Consider the following 16,284-nt stretch of genomic DNA (forward strand, 5'->3'; position numbering starts at 1 on the left):
GCGCCCGCACCCACCGCCATTCCTACCCGAGGGGTACGACAGGCCGCCGGTCGCCCTACGGCGGCTCGCCCGGGTTCGCCCTGCTGATCAACTCAGCTTCCTGGATGTCGAGGTGCCCGCCTCACCCCGACCCTGATAAAGCCAAGCGGATCTTCGTGCGGGTCGGGGCGACAGGCGGATGCCGTCGGGGACACTACCGACGGATGGAGTCCGACCTTACGAACGCGCGCCAGGCGTCGGCCGCAAAGGTCAGCACCGGGCCGGTCGGGTCCTTGGAGTCGCGGACGGCCACCAACCCGGGAAGGTTGTCGGCGACTTCCACGCAGGCGCCGCCGCTGCCGTTGCTGCGGGTGCTCTTGCGCCACCGGGCGCCGGTCAACTCCATGTCTCCGCCACTTCCGCGATCAGGTCGAGGGACTGCTGCTGCGATAGTGCCTCACCACGGATCGACTCCCACACCTCGACCATCTGCCGCACGTACTCGGCCCGGTCGATCACCTGGCCGTGGCGCTGCCCGTCGAGGTAGACGACATCCTCCCCGCTGGATGCGGTGGCGATCACGAAGGGACCATCGAGGCCAGCGTACGCACCGGCGGAGAGTGGCACGACCTGGATTCGCACCCGGGGTAGCGCCGAGCCGACCTTCACCAGGTGGCGCAGTTGCTCTCTCATCACCTCCGGCCCGCCGACGTGGCGGCGCAGCGCGTACTCGTCGACGACCACGCTGAGCAGCGGCGGTCGGTCCCGGGTGAGCACGCCCTGGCGGTCGAGCCTGGCGGCCACCTGCTGCTCGATCTCGTCCGCCGCGAAGAGCCCGGCACCGGCCAGGATGGCGCGGGCGTAGCCCTCGGTCTGCACCAGGCCCGGCACGTAGAGCGGCTCGAACCAACGGAGCGCCGTCGTCTCCTGCTCGACGCCGGCCCAGTCGCGGAACCACGGCACCACTGCCTCCCGGCTGATCCGCCGCTGGATGCGTTCGAACCGCCCGTCGACCGTGAACACGGCGTCACACCGGCGGGCGAAATCCAGGCTCGGCCGACGCTCGGAGGTCTCCACCTTGGCGACCAGCGCCCCGGAATAGCTCAACGCCTCGGCCAGCGCAGCCTGGGACATGCCACTGGCGGCGCGGGCCAACCGCAGCTCCTCTGCGAAGTGCTCCAGCATGGACGAACTCTCCACGGACATCCTCCGTACTTCCTCGTACCGCGCTGGGCCGGTCGGCGTACGCGCTGTTCGTCGGCGCGCGTGATCTCCCACCGTAGTCGGGGTCTCAGCAGACTGTCACGCAGCGGGACCGCTCACGGGATCGGACGGCGGGCGGAACCAGGCCGGGAGCGTCCCGTAACAACGAGGTTCGGGGCGCTCCCTCCCCATCCGACGGAGGTATCCGTGCGACTCAGGTTCTGGCGACGCCGCCGCCCCGCACCACCCGCCGCGCTCGCTCGGCGTACTCCGAACGAGCGGCCAACCTGGGCGACCGCCCCCACCGAGGTCTTCCCGTCCGACGGCCCGGGCCGCCCAGGCCGACTGACCCGGGCGCAACAGTGGCGGGCGAACGGGGGCCGCTGGCCAGCTCAGACCCGGGGAGGATTCTGATGCCCCGCTACCACCCGCACGTGGCGGCGCGCCCTTCCTGGCGCTGCCGGGTCTGCGGTGCCGCGTGGCCCTGCTCTCCGGCTCGTCTGGCGCTGCTCGGCGAGTATCGCGAGAATCGGACCGGCCTGCTCATCTACCTCGCCACGCTGTTCGCCGAGGCGGCCGGGGACCTCGCCGGCCAGGATCGGTTGACCGAACGCTTCATCACCTGGGCCAGAGCCCGATGAGCGGCGATCGTTGTCAGCTCACCGGTGTGACACGCCGCGATGGTTGTGCCTGAACTGCCAACGATCGGCCGGAGTCTCGTCAGTCGACCAGGGTGCGGCCGGTCAGATGCAGGAAGACGTCTTCCAGACCGCTGCGTCGCACGAGCACGTTGGCCGGGCTGAGCCCCAGCCTGGAGACCTCGGCGACTGCCGCGTCGCCGTCGGCCACGTAGAGCAGGATGCGATCGGGCAGCACCTCGACCCGCTCCCCCAGCCCGTCGAGCTTGCTGGCGAACGGCTCCTGCGACTCGGCGGCGAAGCGCAGCTCGACCACCTCGCGGGTGGAGTGCTGCTCGATCAGCGCCCGCGGGGAGCCCTCGGCGACGATGCGACCGCCGTCCATCACCACCAGCCGGTCGCAGAGCTGCTCGGCCTCATCCATGTAGTGCGTCGTGAGCACGAGCGTGACGCCCTGCTGCTTCAGCCGGAACAGCCGCTCCCAGACCAGGTGCCGGGCCTGCGGGTCGAGCCCGGTGGTCGGCTCGTCGAGCAGCACGATGTCGGGCTCGTTGACCAGCGCGCGGGCAATGGTCAACCGGCGCTTCATTCCGCCGGAGAGCGGCTCGACCTTGCTGTCGGCCCGCTCGCTGAGCTGGACGAAGTCCAGCAGCTCGGCCGCCCGCTCCCGGGCCACCCGACGCGAGATGCCGAAGTAGCGGGCATAGACGGTCAGGTTCTCCCGGACCGTCAGCTCCGGGTCGAGGTTGTCCAACTGTGGGCAGACACCGAGCCGAGCCCGGATGGCCGGCCCGTCGCGGACCGGGTCCATCCCGAGAATGCGCAGCTCGCCCCCGCTCGGCGGGGAGGTGCAGCCGACCATCCGCATGGTGGAGGACTTGCCGGCGCCGTTGGGCCCGAGGAAGCCGAACGCCTCACCCGAGCGCACCTCGACGTCGATGCCGTCCACGGCGGTGAAGTCACCGAACCGCTTCACCAGCCCGCGAGCCTGAATCAGTGGTCGCCCCGAAGTCACCGCCCGACCCTAGCGGCCCCCACCGACATCCCCCGCCCCCGCGCCCGAATCGTCGATCTAGGGCATATCGTCGTTGCTGGCGATCGACTGGCAGCAATATGCCCTAGATCGGCGCGGCGGTGGCGGCGCGGGCCGCCGCGACCAGGCGGTCGGTTTCGGCTAGCAACGGCTCGTCGTCGGGAGGGGTGCCGGGGTCGAGGCGGACCGTCCAGGTCAGACCGTCCACTCCGGGCGCCCGCCGGGCCGCGACCCGTGCCGCGCCGCCGGGCACCGGCTGGTGGTCGGTGTACGCGACCGAGCGGGTCACCCGCGCCCGCACCTGGTGTGGCAGCTCCCCCGGGTCGAGCAGCAGGTACGTCTCGGCGGTGCCGTCGACGACCGCCGTGTACCCGTCGCGCTCGGCGAGGGTCTCGGCGGGCGTGACGGTCAACTCCCGGCCGGACCAGACCGCCTTGAGGATGTCGTGCCAGCCGAGCCGGTGGCCACGACCGGGCAGCCACAGGCCGAGGTTGGTGGCCACCACCACCCCGTCACCCTCACCGTTGCCCGCCGCCGCCCACGCCAGCACCCGCTCGTCGGCGGCCAGTGGCGGCCGGTCGGCCGGGGGTAGCTTCGGCTTACGGCTGAACAGCCCCATCTACAGCCCTCCTGCGGCCTGCTCGCGCAGCGCCCGGGCGTGCTGCTCCAACGACAGCAGCTCACCGAAGGCGGCGAAGTACTCGTCCTTGTTGTTGACCGGGTTGATCCGTTGGATCCGTGACTTGAGGTCACGGATCCGGGCCGTCACCGACCCGAACTGCACCCGGGCCATCGTGATCGACACGTACCGCGGGTCCGGTTCGCCGTCGATCCGTAGCGGCTCCACCGACAGCTCGCCGACCAGCGCCGCCGACGCCAGGTCGTCGCAGGCGTCGCGGGCCGACTCGATCCAGACGGCGCCACCGGTCGCCGACGCGGCCCCACCAGCCGACGCGATGGCCGCGCGCACCGACACGTGCACCGGGTGCCGGTATTCGGTGGCCTCGACGGCGTCGAACATCGGGCCGGCCAGCACCGGCTGCTGGAGGGCGAGCTTCAACGCCTCCCGCTCGACCATCGACTGGGGGCTGTCCGGAGCCGGCTCGGGACTCCTGGGCGCGGGCCGGGCGGCGGGTGCGGCGTCCCGGGCGCCGGGCGGTGGGGCGTTGGCGGCGGTGAGCACCGCCCGCTGCACCGGCTCGATCTCCATGCCGAGGTCCATGGCGAGCTTGCGGACGTACTCGGGACGCTTCTCCCGGTCCTTGAGTTGCGCGACCAGCGGCGCGGCCGCGCGCATCGCCTCGACCCGGCCGTCGACGGTGTCCAGGTCGTAGCGGCTGATCACGTGCCGCAGCGCGAAGTCGACAAGCGGCTCGCGGCGGGCCACCAGGTCACGCACCGCCAGGTCACCCTTGGCCAGTCGCAGGTCGCACGGGTCCATGTTGTCGGGGGAGACCGCGATGAACGTACGGCCCACGAAGCGCTGGTCGTCGGAGAAGGCGCGCAGCGCTGCCTTCTGCCCGGCCGCGTCCCCGTCGAAGGTGAAGATGATCTCGCCGGCCACCGAGTCGGTGTCCAGTAGGAGCCGTCGCAGCACCCCGATGTGGTCGGCGCCGAACGCGGTGCCGCAGGTCGCCACCGCCGTGGTCACCCCGGCCAGGTGGCAGGCCATCACGTCGGTGTAGCCCTCGACGATCACCGCCCGGCCCTGCTTGGCGATCTCCCGCTTGGCCTGGTCGATGCCGTAGAGCACGTGCGACTTCTTGTAGATCGGGGTCTCGGGGGTGTTCAGGTATTTCGGGCCGTCGTCGTCGTCGAAGAGCTTGCGCGCGCCGAACCCGATCACGTCACCGGCGAGGTCGCGGATCGGCCAGAGCAGCCGGCGACGGAACCGGTCGATCAGCGAGCCGGAGCGCGCCTCCCGGGACAGCCCGGCGGTGACCAGCTCCTGGTGGGTGAAGCCCTGCTGGCGCAGGTGCTTGGTGAGCAAGTCCCAGCCCTCCGGCGCGAAGCCGCAGCCGTACCGCTCGGCGGCGGCCCGGTCGAAGCCGCGCTGGGCGAGGAACTCCCGCGCCGGGCGGGCCCCGGCGGTGCTGAGCTGCGCCCGGTAGAACTCGACCGCGGCGGCGTGCGCGGCAACCAGACGCTGACGCTGGCCCTGCTGCGGTCGGGGGCGCGGGGTGCTCCTGTCGTCCTCCACGTAGCGCAGCTGGATGCCGGCGCGGCCGGCCAGCCGCTCGACGGACTCGACGAAACTGAGGTGGTCGGCGTCCATCAGGAACTTGATCGCGTCGCCGCCGGCCCCGCAGCCGAAGCAGTACCAGACGTTGCGGGCCGGGGAGACGTTGAACGACGGGCTCTTCTCGTCGTGGAACGGGCACAGGCCCTTGAGATTGCCGCCGCCGGCGGACCTCAGGGTGACCGTCTCGGAGATCACATCCCCGATCGAGGTGCGTTCCCGGACCAGTGCGATGTCCTCGTCCCGGATCCGCCCAGCCATGCGCCACCCCCTCGGCGTACATCCTGCCCTGCGCGACGGTCGGCACGCCGGCCGGGGCACGCCGGGTGTGGCGGCCACCGCTCCCGGCTCGCGGGTTCACGCCCGGGAGCCGGGCCGGCGCGGGGACCATGACCAGATGCGGAGGGTACGGACCGTCGGTGCCGGGCTGCCCGGATGGCTGGCCGGCCGGCTGGGCGTACGCGGGCCGGCTCCGCTGACCGACGAGGCCGGGCACCGCCATGCCACCTGGCTGGAACTGTTCCTGGACGTCATCTTCGTGTACGCGCTGGCGGCGGTGGTGGCCCGGCTGGGCAGTGACCCCACCCCGTCGCCGACCGCCGTGCTGGCCGTGTGCGGGCTGTTCCTGGTGGTCCAGTGGGCCTGGCTGGGGCAGCTCTACTACGACACCCGGTTCGACCCGGACGACCTGACGCACCGGCTGCTGGTGCTGGTCGCCCTGGTCGGTGCCGGCGCGATGACGCTCGGCGTGGACGAGGTGCCGGAGAGCGCGCTGCTGCCGGTCGGCTACCTGATCGTCCGGGGTGTGCTGCTCCTGCTCTACCTGCGGGCTCGGCCGACCAGCCCGAGGGCCCGCACGGTGACCTCGGTCTACCTGGTCGGGTTCGGGCTGGGCTGGCTGATCTGGCTGGTCTCGCTGGCCGTACCGCCCGCGCTCCGTCCCCTGCTGTGGAGCGCCGCGATGGTCATCGAGCTGGCCACGCCCTGGGTCGGCCGACGCCGGCTGGAGCAGTGGCCGGTGGACAGCCGGCACCTGCCGGAACGGGTCGGCCAGTTCACCATCATCGTGCTGGGCAGCGCGCTGGCCAGTCTGCTCTTCGCGGTGCCGGACCATCCCCGCCCGTACATGATCGTCACCGCCGGGTTGGCCTTCGTGGTGCCGGCCGCCGTCTGGTGGGTCTACACCACCTTCGTCACCGTCAACCTTGCGACGACCCGTCTGCGTGGCGGACAGGCGTACACCTATCTGCACATCCCGCTCGGCGGAGCGCTGCTGCTGCTCGGCTGGTCGCTCGGGCAGGCGGTCCGCCTGCTCGACCGTGGCGCGAGCCGCCTGCCGCTGGAGCTGCGGCTGCTGCTGGCCGCCTCGGTGGTGGTGTGGGTGGTGTGTGGGCTGGGACTGTTCATGCTCGCCGCCCGGCCAAGCGCGGCCCGGCTGGCGATCACCGCCTACGGGGTGATCTCGGTCAGCCTGATCGGCGTGACGGTCCGCGAGGCCCGGGTGCTGTTGTTGCTGCTCGCCGCGGCGATCGTCGGGTACGCCGTACTGCTCAACCGACGACTCGCCGCGGTTCGCGAGGAGTGGGACCGGCGGACCGGGGGTTGAAGCGTGCTCAGGCGGGGGCGGGCTCCTCGGCCGCCACCTGCCGGTTCCAGTCGGCCTTGGTGGAGCGCCACCCCTCGTCGTCCATGCCGCGTCGCCAGTAGCCGGAGATGGAGAGCCGCTCGGCGGGCACGCCCCGCTCGGCGCGCAGCAGCCGGCGCAGTTCCCGGACGAAGGTCGCCTCGCCGTGGACGAAGGCGTGCACCTGGCCCGGCGGGAACTCCAGGTCCCGTACCGCCGTCACCAGCGCGGCACCCACCGGACGCGCACCGCGGTGCAGCCAGGTGAGCTGGACCGCACCCGGGCTGAGCAGCTTCTGCTCCTCCGCCGGGTCGGCGATCTCCACGAAGACATGGGCCGGGGCGCCCAGCGGCAGCCGCTCCAGGGCCGCGGCGATCGCCGGCAACGCGCTCTCGTCGCCGACCAGCAGGTGCCAGTCCGCGTCCGGGCTCGGGGCGTACGCCCCACCGGGGCCGACGAAGTGCACCGGGTCGCCCGGACGCAGCGCGGCGGCCCACGGGCCGGCCAGCCCCTCGTCGCCGTGGTGCACCACGTCCACGGTCAGCTCCCCGGCCAGCGGATCCCAGTGCCGCACGGTGTACGCGCGCAGCCGAGGCCACTGCTCCCGAGGCAGGTCACGGCGGATCTCGGCGAGGTCCAGCGGTTGCGGGTACACGACGCCGGGCTGTGCGAAGACCAGCTTGACGTAGTGGTCGGTGAACTCGCCGACCGGCAGGCCGGCCAGCTCGTCCCCGCCGAGGACGAGCCGGATCAGATGCGGGGTGGGTCGCTCGGTGCGCAGCACCCGGACCGAGGTGACGTTCCTGGGGCGTTCCGTCATGCCACTTAGGCTAACCTAAGCTCCACGGCTGTCCGCCGGCGGTCCGCCGCCGACGACCAGGCGGGTGTGCCAGGTCACCGCCGCAGGGTCGGTGAGCGAGGCAACCTGGTCGATCACGACCCGCAGCCGGGCGCCGTCGTCCGGCGCGGACCGCCAGAGCGGGGCGAAGACCGGGTCGAGCCCGTCGGGCGCCCGCCGGATCAGCGCGGCCACCAACTCGGCCAGCATCGCCCGCTGCCGCTCGTAGCGGCCCCGGAAGCCGGAGCGGCGCATCACGTAGCGCAGCGCGATGCCCTTGAGCAGGGCGCAGTGCGCCCGGACCAGGCGCGGCACCACCAGGTCGGCGGCGTAGCGGCGGTGCGGGCCGGGGCCGTACCGCTGCTCGGTGGCGGCCACCGCCGCCGAGACGAAGCGGCCGGTCAACCCACTGGTGGTGGCCTTCAGCGCCGCCTGCGCGCGGTGGCTGCCGTCGTAGGAGACGAGTGGGGCGAGCAGCGGGTCGGCCAGCACCTCGACCAGCACCCCGGCCAGGTCGCCCGGGGACTCCCCGGAGTAGGCGGCGGCCACGTCGGCGCAGAGGGCGGCCCGTTCGTCGGCGTCGTCGAGCAACGGGCGCAGAGTGACGTACCCGCCGTGGATGCCGTCCTCCACGTCGTGCACCGAGTACGCGACGTCGTCGGCCCAGTCCATCACCTGCGCCTCCAGGCAGCGCCGGTCGCCCGGCGCACCCGCCCGGATCCAGCCGAAGACGTCGGCGTCGTCGGCGTACACCCCGAACTTGCGCTGCCCCTCCCGGCGCAACCAGGGATACTTGCCGATCGCGTCGAGTGACGCGCGGGTCAGGTTCAGCCCGGCGGACGAGCCGTCCGGGGCGAGCACCTTCGCCTCCAGTCGGGTCAGCACCCGCAGCGTCTGCGCGTTGCCCTCGAAGCCGCCGCACGGCGCGGCGAGCAGGTCCAGCGCAGCCTCGCCGTTGTGCCCGAACGGCGGGTGCCCGAGGTCGTGGGCGAGCCCGGCGACGTCCACCACGTCCGGGTCGCAGCCCAACCGGGCGCCCATCTCCCGGGCGATCTGGGCCACCTCCAGCGAGTGGGTCAGCCGGGTACGCAGGAAGTCGTCGGTGCCGGCGGTGTGCACCTGGGTCTTGGTGGCCAACCGGCGGAACGCGGCCGAGTGCAGCACCCGGGCGCGGTCACGCTCGTACGGTGACCGGCGGTGACCGGTGTCCTTGGGCGGCTCCTCGACCAGCCTGGCGTCCGCGGCGAAGGACCGCGACGCGGTCAACCGGTCACCCGCCTAGCCCCGCTTCGGGCGCAGGACGCAGAACTCGTTGCCCTCCGGATCGGCCAGCACCGTCCACTCCACGTCGCGCTGGCCGACGTCGACGTGCCGGGCACCCATGTCGACCAGCCGCTCGACCTCGGCCTCCTGGTCGGCGGGGCGCAGATCGAGGTGCAGCCGGTTCTTACGCTCCTTGTTGGCGGACACCGGCACGAAGACCAGACCGGGCAGCCGATCGGCGGACTGGCGGATCTCGACCTCGTCCGGCCTCTCGGTGGTGATCTGATAGCCGAGCGCCTCGGCCCACCAGCGGGCCAGTCGGGCCGGATCGCGGGCATCGACGGTCAGGTTCTCCCAGACGCTGGTCATGCGGTCACCCTTCCCCCTCGGCGGCGTGCGCAATCGGCGGTGTGCGAGCGAGCCAAGATTACGCCCGCCGCAGCTACTCGACCTGCCCACGACGCATCGACGATCGGCCCACAACCGCCGATCGGCCTGGAGTTGTCGACCGATCGCTGAGGGTTATGGGCTCGCGGGCGCAGGTGGCCGCCGGTAGCGTTCCCAGCGCGGAACGTGACCAGCCGACCGACACGCGGAGCCCGACCGGTAAGGGGAGAATCTCGTGGACGCAGACACGGTGGTGGGAACGGAACTACGCGGGCTGCGCCGCCGCCGACCCGAGATAGCCGGCACGGTCCTCGCCGGCACCGACGGGCTGCTCATCTCCAGCGATCTGCCCAGCACCGATGCCACCCATCTCGCCGCTCTCGCCGCAGCCAGCTTCGGGCTCGGCCACCGGGTGGCCGACACCGTCCGGCGTGGTGAGTTCCGGGAGTCGGTCGTCCGCACGACCGCCGGTTGCGTGGTCACCTATCCGGCCGGGCGCACGGCCCTGCTGACCCTGGTCACCGTGTCGCCGGCGGAGGACCTGGAAGCGCTGCACGAGGAGGCCCGTGCCGTGGCCCGCCGGGCGGGCTCGGTAGTGGACCTTCGAGGTGGCGGGATCGGCGCCACCTCGTTTCCGGACGCGCATGCGCCGCTGGCCGTGCGTACCCCGATGGCGACCCTGCCGACGCAACTGCGCCGCTCGGCCCGACCGACCTGGCGTCGCCCGCCGATCTGACGGGTCGGCCGGCGCCGGCGGCGAGCCGCAAGCCCACCGCCGGCGTACGCCGGTGTCGTCAGCGGCTGTCCGAGCCGCCGGTCTCCACCACCGCCCGGCCGGCCTCCAGCCGGGCCACCGGCACGCGGAACGGCGAGCAGGACACATAGTCCAGGCCGACCTCGTGGAAGAAGTGCACCGAGTCGGGGTCGCCGCCGTGCTCGCCGCAGACGCCGAGCTTCAGCCCCGGCCGGGCGGCCCGGCCCTCCTCCGCGGCGATCCGCACCAACCGGCCCACGCCGTCCCGGTCGATCGACTCGAACGGCGAGATGCCGAAGATGCCCAGTTCGAGGTAGCGCCAGAAGAACGCGCCCTCGACGTCGTCCCGGGAGAAGCCCCAGCCCATCTGGGTCAGGTCGTTGGTGCCGAAGGAGAAGAACTCGGCCGCCTCGGCGATCTGCCCGGCGGTCAGCGCGGCCCGGGGCACCTCGATCATGGTGCCGATCAGCACCTCGACCCCGCTGTCCCCGACCACCTCGACAATGATCTTCTCGGCCTCGGCGCGGACCGTCTCCAACTCCTGCACGGCACCGACCAGCGGCACCATGATCTCCGGCTTGGCCGTCCCACCGCCGCGGGCGCAGGTGACCGCCGCCTCGGCGATGGCCCGGACCTGCATGGCGAACAGGCCGGGAATGACCAGGCCGAGACGAACCCCCCGCAGCCCGAGCATCGGGTTCTCCTCGTGCATCCGCCGGACGGCGGCGAGCAGAGCCTCCTCCTTGGCCACGTCCTCGCCGCGCTCCTGCGCGACCGCGACGTTGACTGCGAGCTGCTCCAGCGGCGGTAGGAACTCGTGCAGCGGCGGGTCGATCAGCCGGACGGTGACCGGCAGGCCGTCCATCTCGCGGAAGATCTCCTCGAAGTCGGCGCGCTGCAACGGCAGCAGCGCCGCCAACGCCTCCTCGCGCTCACCCTCGGCCCGGGCCAGGATGAGTCGCTCTACCAGCTCGCGCCGGTCGCCGAGGAACATGTGCTCGGTGCGGCAGAGGCCGATGCCCTCGGCGCCGAAACGCCGGGCCCGCGCGGCGTCCGCGCCGGTGTCGGCGTTCGTCCGGACCGCGAGCCGCCGCCGGCCGTCGGCGTGCGTCATGATCCGGTGTACGGCCCGGACCAGCGCGTTGTCGATGTGCGCGGGGTCGAGGCTGCCCTCGAAGTACTGCACCACCTCCGACGGCATGACCGGCACCTCACCCAGGTACACCTTGCCGGTGGTGCCGTCGATGGAGACGACGTCGCCCTCGACCACGGTCTGCCCGGCCACGGTGAACCGCTTCGCCGGCACGTTCACCTCGATGTCGTCCGCGCCGGAGACGCAGGTCTTGCCCATTCCCCGGGCCACCACCGCGGCATGGCTGGTCTTACCGCCGCGCGAGGTGAGGATCCCCTTGGCGGCGATCATGCCGGTCAGGTCGTCCGGATTGGTCTCCCGGCGAACCAGGATCACCGACTGACCCTCGGCGGCCAGCTCGACGGCACGGGCGGAGGTGAAGACCACCGTGCCGGAGGCCGCACCCGGCGAGGCGCCGATGCCCGTGGCGACCGGCTGGAACTCGTGGTCGAGCTGGAAGCGGGGAAACATCAGCTGGGCCAGCTGCGCGCCGTTGACCCGGTGCAGCGCCTCGTCCAGGTCGATGAGGCCCTCGTCGACGAGCTGCCCGGCGATGACGAACGCGGCGGCGGCGGTGCGCTTGCCGACCCGCGTCTGCAGCATCCAGAGCTTGCCGCGTTCGATGGTGAACTCGATGTCGCAGAGGTCCTTGTAGTGCTCCTCCAGCCGGGCCATGATGCCGAGCAACTCGTCGTAGGAGGACTTGTCGAGCTGCTCCAACTCCTGCAACGGCACGGTGTTGCGGATGCCCGCGACGACGTCCTCACCCTGGGCGTTGGCCAGGTAGTCGCCGTAGATGCCCTGCGCGCCGCTGGCCGGGTCGCGGGTGAACGCGACGCCGGTGCCGGAGTCCGGGCCGAGGTTGCCGAAGACCATGGTCACCACGTTGACCGCGGTGCCGAGGTCGGCCGGGATCCGCTCCTGGCGGCGGTAGAGCACCGCGCGCTCGGCGTTCCACGACTCGAACACCGCCCCGATGGCCAGGTCGAGCTGTTCGCGGGGCTGCTGCGGGAACTCCCGACCGGTGTGCTTCACAAAGATCTTCTTGTACGCGTCGACCAGCCCGCGCAGGTCGTCGGCGTCCAGGTCGAGGTCGTTGTGGGTGCCCTTGGCACGCTTGGCGTCGTCGAGGGCGTGCTCGAACTCCTCGCCGGGCACCTCGCAGACGGTCTTGCCGAACATCTGGATGAGGCGGCGGTAGGAGTCCCAGGCGAACCGGTCGTTGCCGCCGGCCTGGGCGGAGAGACCGACCACGCTCTGGTCGTTGAGGCCGACGTTGAGGACGGTCTCCATCATGCCGGGCATGGAGAACTTGGCGCCCGAGCGGACCGACACCAGCAGCGGGTCCCGCGGGTCACCGAGGCGCTTGCCCATGGCGCGCTCCAGCGACTCCAGGTGCGCCTCGATCTGACCGGCGAGCCCGTCCGGCTGCCGGCCGGTCGCGAGGTACGCCTGGCAGGCCCCGGTGGTGATGGTGAAGCCGGGGGGCACCGGCAGACCGAGGTTGGTCATCTCGGCGAGGTTCGCGCCCTTACCGCCGAGCAGATCCTTGAGGTCCTTGTTGCCCTCGGAGAAGTCATAGACGTACTTGTGATCGACGGTCTCTTGCGCTGCCACCAGAGCCTCCCACGCGCGCCGGAACTGACACTTAACGAAGGTTCAGTTGCTCTCATACCCCGGGGTGAGCCGCCGGTAATCCGGACGCTGCCGCCGTTCGGTGGGCGAAGGCTAAGCGACCATCGAGTGGACTGGGGTTGTTCGGTGACAATAGGCACAGTCATCACGACTATCCGTGTTCATACCGGTTTTTGGAAACGCTTCCACGCGCACGAATACGCATCCTGACCTGTCGCCGTACGCTTGACGGCAACGCAGTCGGTGAAACTCACTTTTGCCATAACTGACGCGAATACACCCTCCGGAGCCGCCGTCGTGTCGACCACCCCCTCCCCCGGACCCGCCGTTTCCCCCGCGGCCGGGTCCACCGGCCCGATCCCGCTGCCGACCCGCGAACCGGACGCGGCAACGCTGGCCCGGGTGGCCGAGCAGGCGGCCGCCGAGCTTCTCGCCCCGCCGGCGCCGGCCCGTCTGGCCGAGGTCGTGCCCGCCCCGCAGCGGGTCCTGCCGGACCCGTCCGAGGACTGGCTGCTGACGGCCGACGCGGTCATCGTGGCCACCGCCGACGCCCCCGCGCTGGCGGTCGCCGAACGGCTCGGCGAGCTACTGCGCCCGGCTACCGGCTTTCCGCTGCCGGTGACCGGTGTCGCCCGACCGGCGGCGTCCGGCGGTATCGCGCTGGTCCTGACCGACGACGCCGGGCTGGGCACCGAGGGGTACCGCCTCGTCGTGACCCGGGCCGGGGTCACCATCACCGCGGTCACCGCCGCCGGTCTCTTCTACGGCGTCCAGACCCTGCGTCAACTGCTGCCACCGGCAATCGAGAGCCCGGCCCCGGTCGGCGAACACTGGCTGCTGCCCGGCGGCTCGATCACCGACCAGCCGCGTTTCCCGTATCGGGGCGCGATGCTCGACGTGGCGCGACACTTCTTCGCCGTCGAGGACGTCCTGCGGGTCGTCGACCACCTGGCCCGGTACAAGCTCAACCACCTGCACCTGCACCTCACCGACGACCAGGGCTGGCGGATCGCCGTCGACTCCTGGCCACGGCTGGCCACCGTCGGCGGTGCCACCGAGGTCGGTAACGGACCCGGCGGGCACTACACCAAGGCCGACTACCGAAGGATCGTCTCCTACGCCGCCGCCCGGCACATCACCGTGGTTCCGGAGGTCGACCTTCCCGGCCACACCAACGCCGCGCTGGTCGCGTACCCGGAGCTGGCCCCGGACAAGGTCGCGCCGCCGCCGTACACCGACACCGAGGTCGGCTTCAGCTACGTCGACCCGGCCAATGAGCGGACGTACGACTTCATCGCCGACGTCCTGGGTGAGGTGGCCGCGCTCACTCCCGGGCCGTGGCTGCACATCGGCGGCGACGAGGCGTTCAAGGTCAAGGGTGGGGTCTACACCGGTTTCGTCGAGCGGGTGCAACGGCTGGTCGCTCGAACGGGTAGGACCGTCGTCGGCTGGCACCAGCTCGCCCCGGCCGCGCACGCCGAGGGGCGGGTGCTCCAGTGGTGGGGCACGGATGGCGAGGACCCGGCCACCCTCGACGCGGTACAACGGGGCGCCCGGCTGATCCTCTCCCCCGGCAATCACGCCTACCTGGACATGAAGTACGCCCCGGACACCCCGCTCGGTCAGGACTGGGCCGGCCTGATCGACGTGCGACGCGCGTACGAGTGGGATCCCGGTGCACACGTGACGGGCGTCCCCGAGGCGGCCGTGCTCGGCGTGGAAGCCCCGCTCTGGACCGAATCGATCACCTCGCTGGCCGACATCGAGGTCATGCTCCTGCCTAGACTGCCCGCCATCGCGGAGCTTGGCTGGTCGCCCCGGGCGACACACGGCTGGGCCGGGTTCCGCGACCGTCTCGCCGGCCACGGGCCGCGCTGGGCCGCGGCCGGCATCGCGTTCCACCCCGCGCCCGAGATCCCCTGGCCCGTCAACCAGGCCGACGGGACCAGGCCAACACCGCGTCGCATCCCCATCCAGACCGGCCCGAACCGCGCCCACGTGTCACGAACGGACAACCCCTAACAAACGCGCGGTACGCCCGATACGCCAGCACCTGCCTCTGTCCTGCCGTGGGCACGGAGCGGGTGCGGTGGGGTTGGGTGGCGTCGGTGCGCGAAGGTTCGGGCGCGGGGTTCAGATGTCCGGTTTGGGTGGGTCTGGGCGTGTGCTCTGGGCCGTTCGGGCGCGGACGTCCCGTGGTCGAGGCCACCCGCGCGGCGGAATCGGAGGCGGGGCCGGGGCGTTATACCTGGCATACCACCACCGCTCTCCGGCCCGGGTGGTCGAGGCAGCCGCCGGGAACACCCGCCGGGCCGCGTTGGTTACACCCCCGGACGCCCGAGCAGGTCCCCCCGGATCGCCGGGTGCGTCCCGTTGGACTTTTCCCCTGTACGTCCGTGCGGCCGCGCCGCCCCCCGAGGACGCTGCCGTGCATATCCCCCGAGGCAGAGGAGCACGCCATCATGCGTACCGATCTGATTCGTAAGACCGCGCTCACCGCTGCTGGGCTCGCATTCACCGGTGGTGCCATCGCCGGTCCCGTGACCGCCGCCTACGCCGCCTCCGACGCCAAGCCCGCCACCCAGACCCAGACCGACCGCAAGGGCCGTGGGGACCGGGAGCTCAGCGTCCGGTACGAGGCTCAGCCGAACTTCTACTACTGCGGCCCCGCCGCCACCCGTAACGCCCTGAGCGTCCAGGGCAAGAACATCAACGTGGACGACATGGCCAAGGAGATGGGCACCACCGAGGACGGCACCAACAGCATCAACGACATCACCCCGGTCCTGAACAAGGAGACCGGCAAGAAGGACGCGTACCACAGCGTGGAGATCAGCAGCGCGTCGGCCGACGACAAGCAGACCGGCAAGCTGAGCGGCGACATCGTCCGCACGGTCGACGACGGTCGTGCCGTGGTCGCGAACATCGCCGGCACCACCACCGACGTCGATGGCGGCGTCCACTCCTTCGAGGGTGGCCACTACATCAGCGTCGTGGGCTACCGTGACGGCGGCGAGACGGTGAAGATCGCCGACTCCGCCGACCCGAACATGGCCTCCTACTGGATCAGCGTGGACCACCTGGCCGACTGGATCGCCACCCGCGGTTACTCCGCCTCCTGACCCGCATCAAGCACCACGAAGGGCCGACCCCACGGGGTCGGCCCTTCGCCATGCCTGAAGAGCCACGCGGTACCCGGTCCGTGTCGAACCCGAGCCGGGTCGGGCCGAACGGCTCCGGGTAGGACGAATTGTGCCGGGCCAAGCCAAGGCCAAGCCAGGCCGGGTGGGACCGGGCGGTGCCAGGCCAGGCCGGGTGGGACCGGGCGGTGCCAGGCCAGGCCGGGTGGGACCGGGCGGTGCCAGGCCAGGCCGGACCGGGCAGTGCGGGGTGGGCGCATGCCTCGCCGCCCCTTTGGAGCTGATGTCGTAAACGAGTCGGTGCAGCGCCGCAGCCGGCCGGCCGGCCGACCGGCCGGCCGGCCGGCCGGCCGGCCGCGGAAGGGTTCGGCCCGCGAGAGAGTCCGGCCCGTGAAAGGGCCCGGCCGCGAACAGGTCCG

At 71.8% G+C, this 16,284-nt stretch carries 13 protein-coding genes and 1 pseudogene; 5 read left to right on the forward strand and 9 right to left on the reverse strand.

Annotated features, from left to right (window positions below; translation table 11 throughout):
* Positions 1 to 193 precede the first annotated feature (193 nt).
* Positions 194 to 385: a DUF397 domain-containing protein gene (locus tag ACLJN9_RS12180; protein ID WP_410811325.1), complete on the reverse strand. Its 192-nt coding sequence runs from the start codon at positions 383 to 385 to the stop codon at positions 194 to 196.
* The gene (locus ACLJN9_RS12185) at positions 376 to 1,179 is read right to left on the reverse strand and encodes a helix-turn-helix domain-containing protein (RefSeq protein ID WP_410811326.1); all 804 of its coding nucleotides are present in this window, start codon (positions 1,177 to 1,179) and stop codon (positions 376 to 378) included. Before ACLJN9_RS12185 ends, ACLJN9_RS12180 begins: the two co-directional genes overlap by 10 nt.
* Positions 1,180 to 1,595: 416 nt before the next feature.
* On the opposite strand from ACLJN9_RS12185, the gene ACLJN9_RS12190 reads away from it, so the two are divergent.
* Entirely contained in the window at positions 1,596 to 1,823 is a 228-nt protein-coding gene (locus ACLJN9_RS12190; protein WP_410811327.1) for a flavin reductase, read from the forward strand.
* Between the two features lie 79 nt (positions 1,824 to 1,902).
* On the opposite strand, the gene ACLJN9_RS12195 is transcribed toward ACLJN9_RS12190, so the two are convergent.
* From ACLJN9_RS12195 to dnaG, 3 genes and pseudogenes are all read right to left on the reverse strand, one after another.
* Positions 1,903 to 2,835 (reverse strand): ABC transporter ATP-binding protein, encoded by a 933-nt coding sequence (locus ACLJN9_RS12195; RefSeq protein ID WP_410811328.1) that lies wholly within the window; start codon positions 2,833 to 2,835, stop codon positions 1,903 to 1,905.
* Positions 2,836 to 2,938: 103 nt separating this feature from the next.
* On the reverse strand, positions 2,939 to 3,472 hold the full coding sequence (locus ACLJN9_RS12200; RefSeq protein ID WP_410811329.1) for a hypothetical protein: 534 nt from the start codon (positions 3,470 to 3,472) through the stop codon (positions 2,939 to 2,941).
* Positions 3,473 to 5,375: pseudogene (dnaG, locus tag ACLJN9_RS12205) on the reverse strand (DNA primase). It abuts the gene before it with no gap.
* A gap of 114 nt (positions 5,376 to 5,489) precedes the next feature.
* Here dnaG and ACLJN9_RS12210 point away from each other — a divergent pair.
* A complete protein-coding gene (locus tag ACLJN9_RS12210; protein ID WP_410811330.1) occupies positions 5,490 to 6,698 on the forward strand; it encodes a low temperature requirement protein A in 1,209 nt (402 codons plus the stop codon).
* Positions 6,699 to 6,705: 7 nt separating this feature from the next.
* On the opposite strand, the gene ACLJN9_RS12215 is transcribed toward ACLJN9_RS12210, so the two are convergent.
* The 3 genes from ACLJN9_RS12215 to ACLJN9_RS12225 are packed head-to-tail and all read right to left on the reverse strand — an operon-like array spanning position 6,706 to position 9,186.
* Positions 6,706 to 7,536, reverse strand: coding sequence for a siderophore-interacting protein (locus tag ACLJN9_RS12215; protein WP_410811331.1), 831 nt, complete (start codon positions 7,534 to 7,536; stop codon positions 6,706 to 6,708).
* A 15-nt stretch (positions 7,537 to 7,551) separates the two neighbouring features.
* A complete protein-coding gene (locus tag ACLJN9_RS12220) occupies positions 7,552 to 8,820 on the reverse strand; it encodes a deoxyguanosinetriphosphate triphosphohydrolase (RefSeq protein WP_410811332.1) in 1,269 nt (422 codons plus the stop codon).
* Between the two features lie 12 nt (positions 8,821 to 8,832).
* Positions 8,833 to 9,186 (reverse strand): VOC family protein, encoded by a 354-nt coding sequence (locus ACLJN9_RS12225; RefSeq protein WP_410811333.1) that lies wholly within the window; start codon positions 9,184 to 9,186, stop codon positions 8,833 to 8,835.
* A 253-nt stretch (positions 9,187 to 9,439) separates the two neighbouring features.
* Here ACLJN9_RS12225 and ACLJN9_RS12230 point away from each other — a divergent pair, with 253 nt between their 5' ends.
* Entirely contained in the window at positions 9,440 to 9,940 is a 501-nt protein-coding gene (locus ACLJN9_RS12230; RefSeq protein WP_410811334.1) for a roadblock/LC7 domain-containing protein, read from the forward strand.
* A 58-nt stretch (positions 9,941 to 9,998) separates the two neighbouring features.
* On the opposite strand, the gene ppdK is transcribed toward ACLJN9_RS12230, so the two are convergent.
* Complete coding sequence (gene ppdK, locus ACLJN9_RS12235) at positions 9,999 to 12,707, reverse strand: pyruvate, phosphate dikinase (RefSeq protein WP_410811335.1); 2,709 nt, start codon at positions 12,705 to 12,707, stop codon at positions 9,999 to 10,001.
* Between the two features lie 375 nt (positions 12,708 to 13,082).
* Between ppdK and ACLJN9_RS12240 the strand changes: the two genes are divergently transcribed.
* Together ACLJN9_RS12240 and ACLJN9_RS12245 are read left to right on the forward strand one after the other, a co-directional pair.
* Positions 13,083 to 14,747: a beta-N-acetylhexosaminidase gene (locus ACLJN9_RS12240; protein WP_410811455.1), complete on the forward strand. Its 1,665-nt coding sequence runs from the start codon at positions 13,083 to 13,085 to the stop codon at positions 14,745 to 14,747.
* A gap of 440 nt (positions 14,748 to 15,187) precedes the next feature.
* Positions 15,188 to 15,847 carry a C39 family peptidase gene (locus tag ACLJN9_RS12245; protein WP_410811336.1) on the forward strand — a complete coding sequence of 220 codons (660 nt, stop codon included), beginning with the start codon at positions 15,188 to 15,190 and terminating at the stop codon, positions 15,845 to 15,847.
* Positions 15,848 to 16,284: the final 437 nt, after the last annotated feature.

The organism is Micromonospora sp. 067-2, assembly GCF_046549295.1.
Taxonomy (GTDB): Bacteria; Actinomycetota; Actinomycetes; order Mycobacteriales; family Micromonosporaceae; genus Micromonospora.

What these genes read in the sequence shown, in the direction of transcription:
- ACLJN9_RS12180 (WP_410811325.1), bottom strand. Translation starts at nt 385, where the DNA reads ATGGAGTTGACCGGCGCCCGGTGGCGCAAGAGCACCCGCAGCAACGGC.
- ACLJN9_RS12190 (WP_410811327.1), top strand. Translation starts at nt 1,596, where the DNA reads ATGCCCCGCTACCACCCGCACGTGGCGGCGCGCCCTTCCTGGCGCTGC.
- ACLJN9_RS12200 (WP_410811329.1), bottom strand. Translation starts at nt 3,472, where the DNA reads ATGGGGCTGTTCAGCCGTAAGCCGAAGCTACCCCCGGCCGACCGGCCG.
- ACLJN9_RS12210 (WP_410811330.1), top strand. Translation starts at nt 5,490, where the DNA reads ATGCGGAGGGTACGGACCGTCGGTGCCGGGCTGCCCGGATGGCTGGCC.
- ACLJN9_RS12215 (WP_410811331.1), bottom strand. Translation starts at nt 7,536, where the DNA reads ATGACGGAACGCCCCAGGAACGTCACCTCGGTCCGGGTGCTGCGCACC.
- ACLJN9_RS12225 (WP_410811333.1), bottom strand. Translation starts at nt 9,186, where the DNA reads ATGACCAGCGTCTGGGAGAACCTGACCGTCGATGCCCGCGATCCGGCC.
- ACLJN9_RS12245 (WP_410811336.1), top strand. Translation starts at nt 15,188, where the DNA reads ATGCGTACCGATCTGATTCGTAAGACCGCGCTCACCGCTGCTGGGCTC.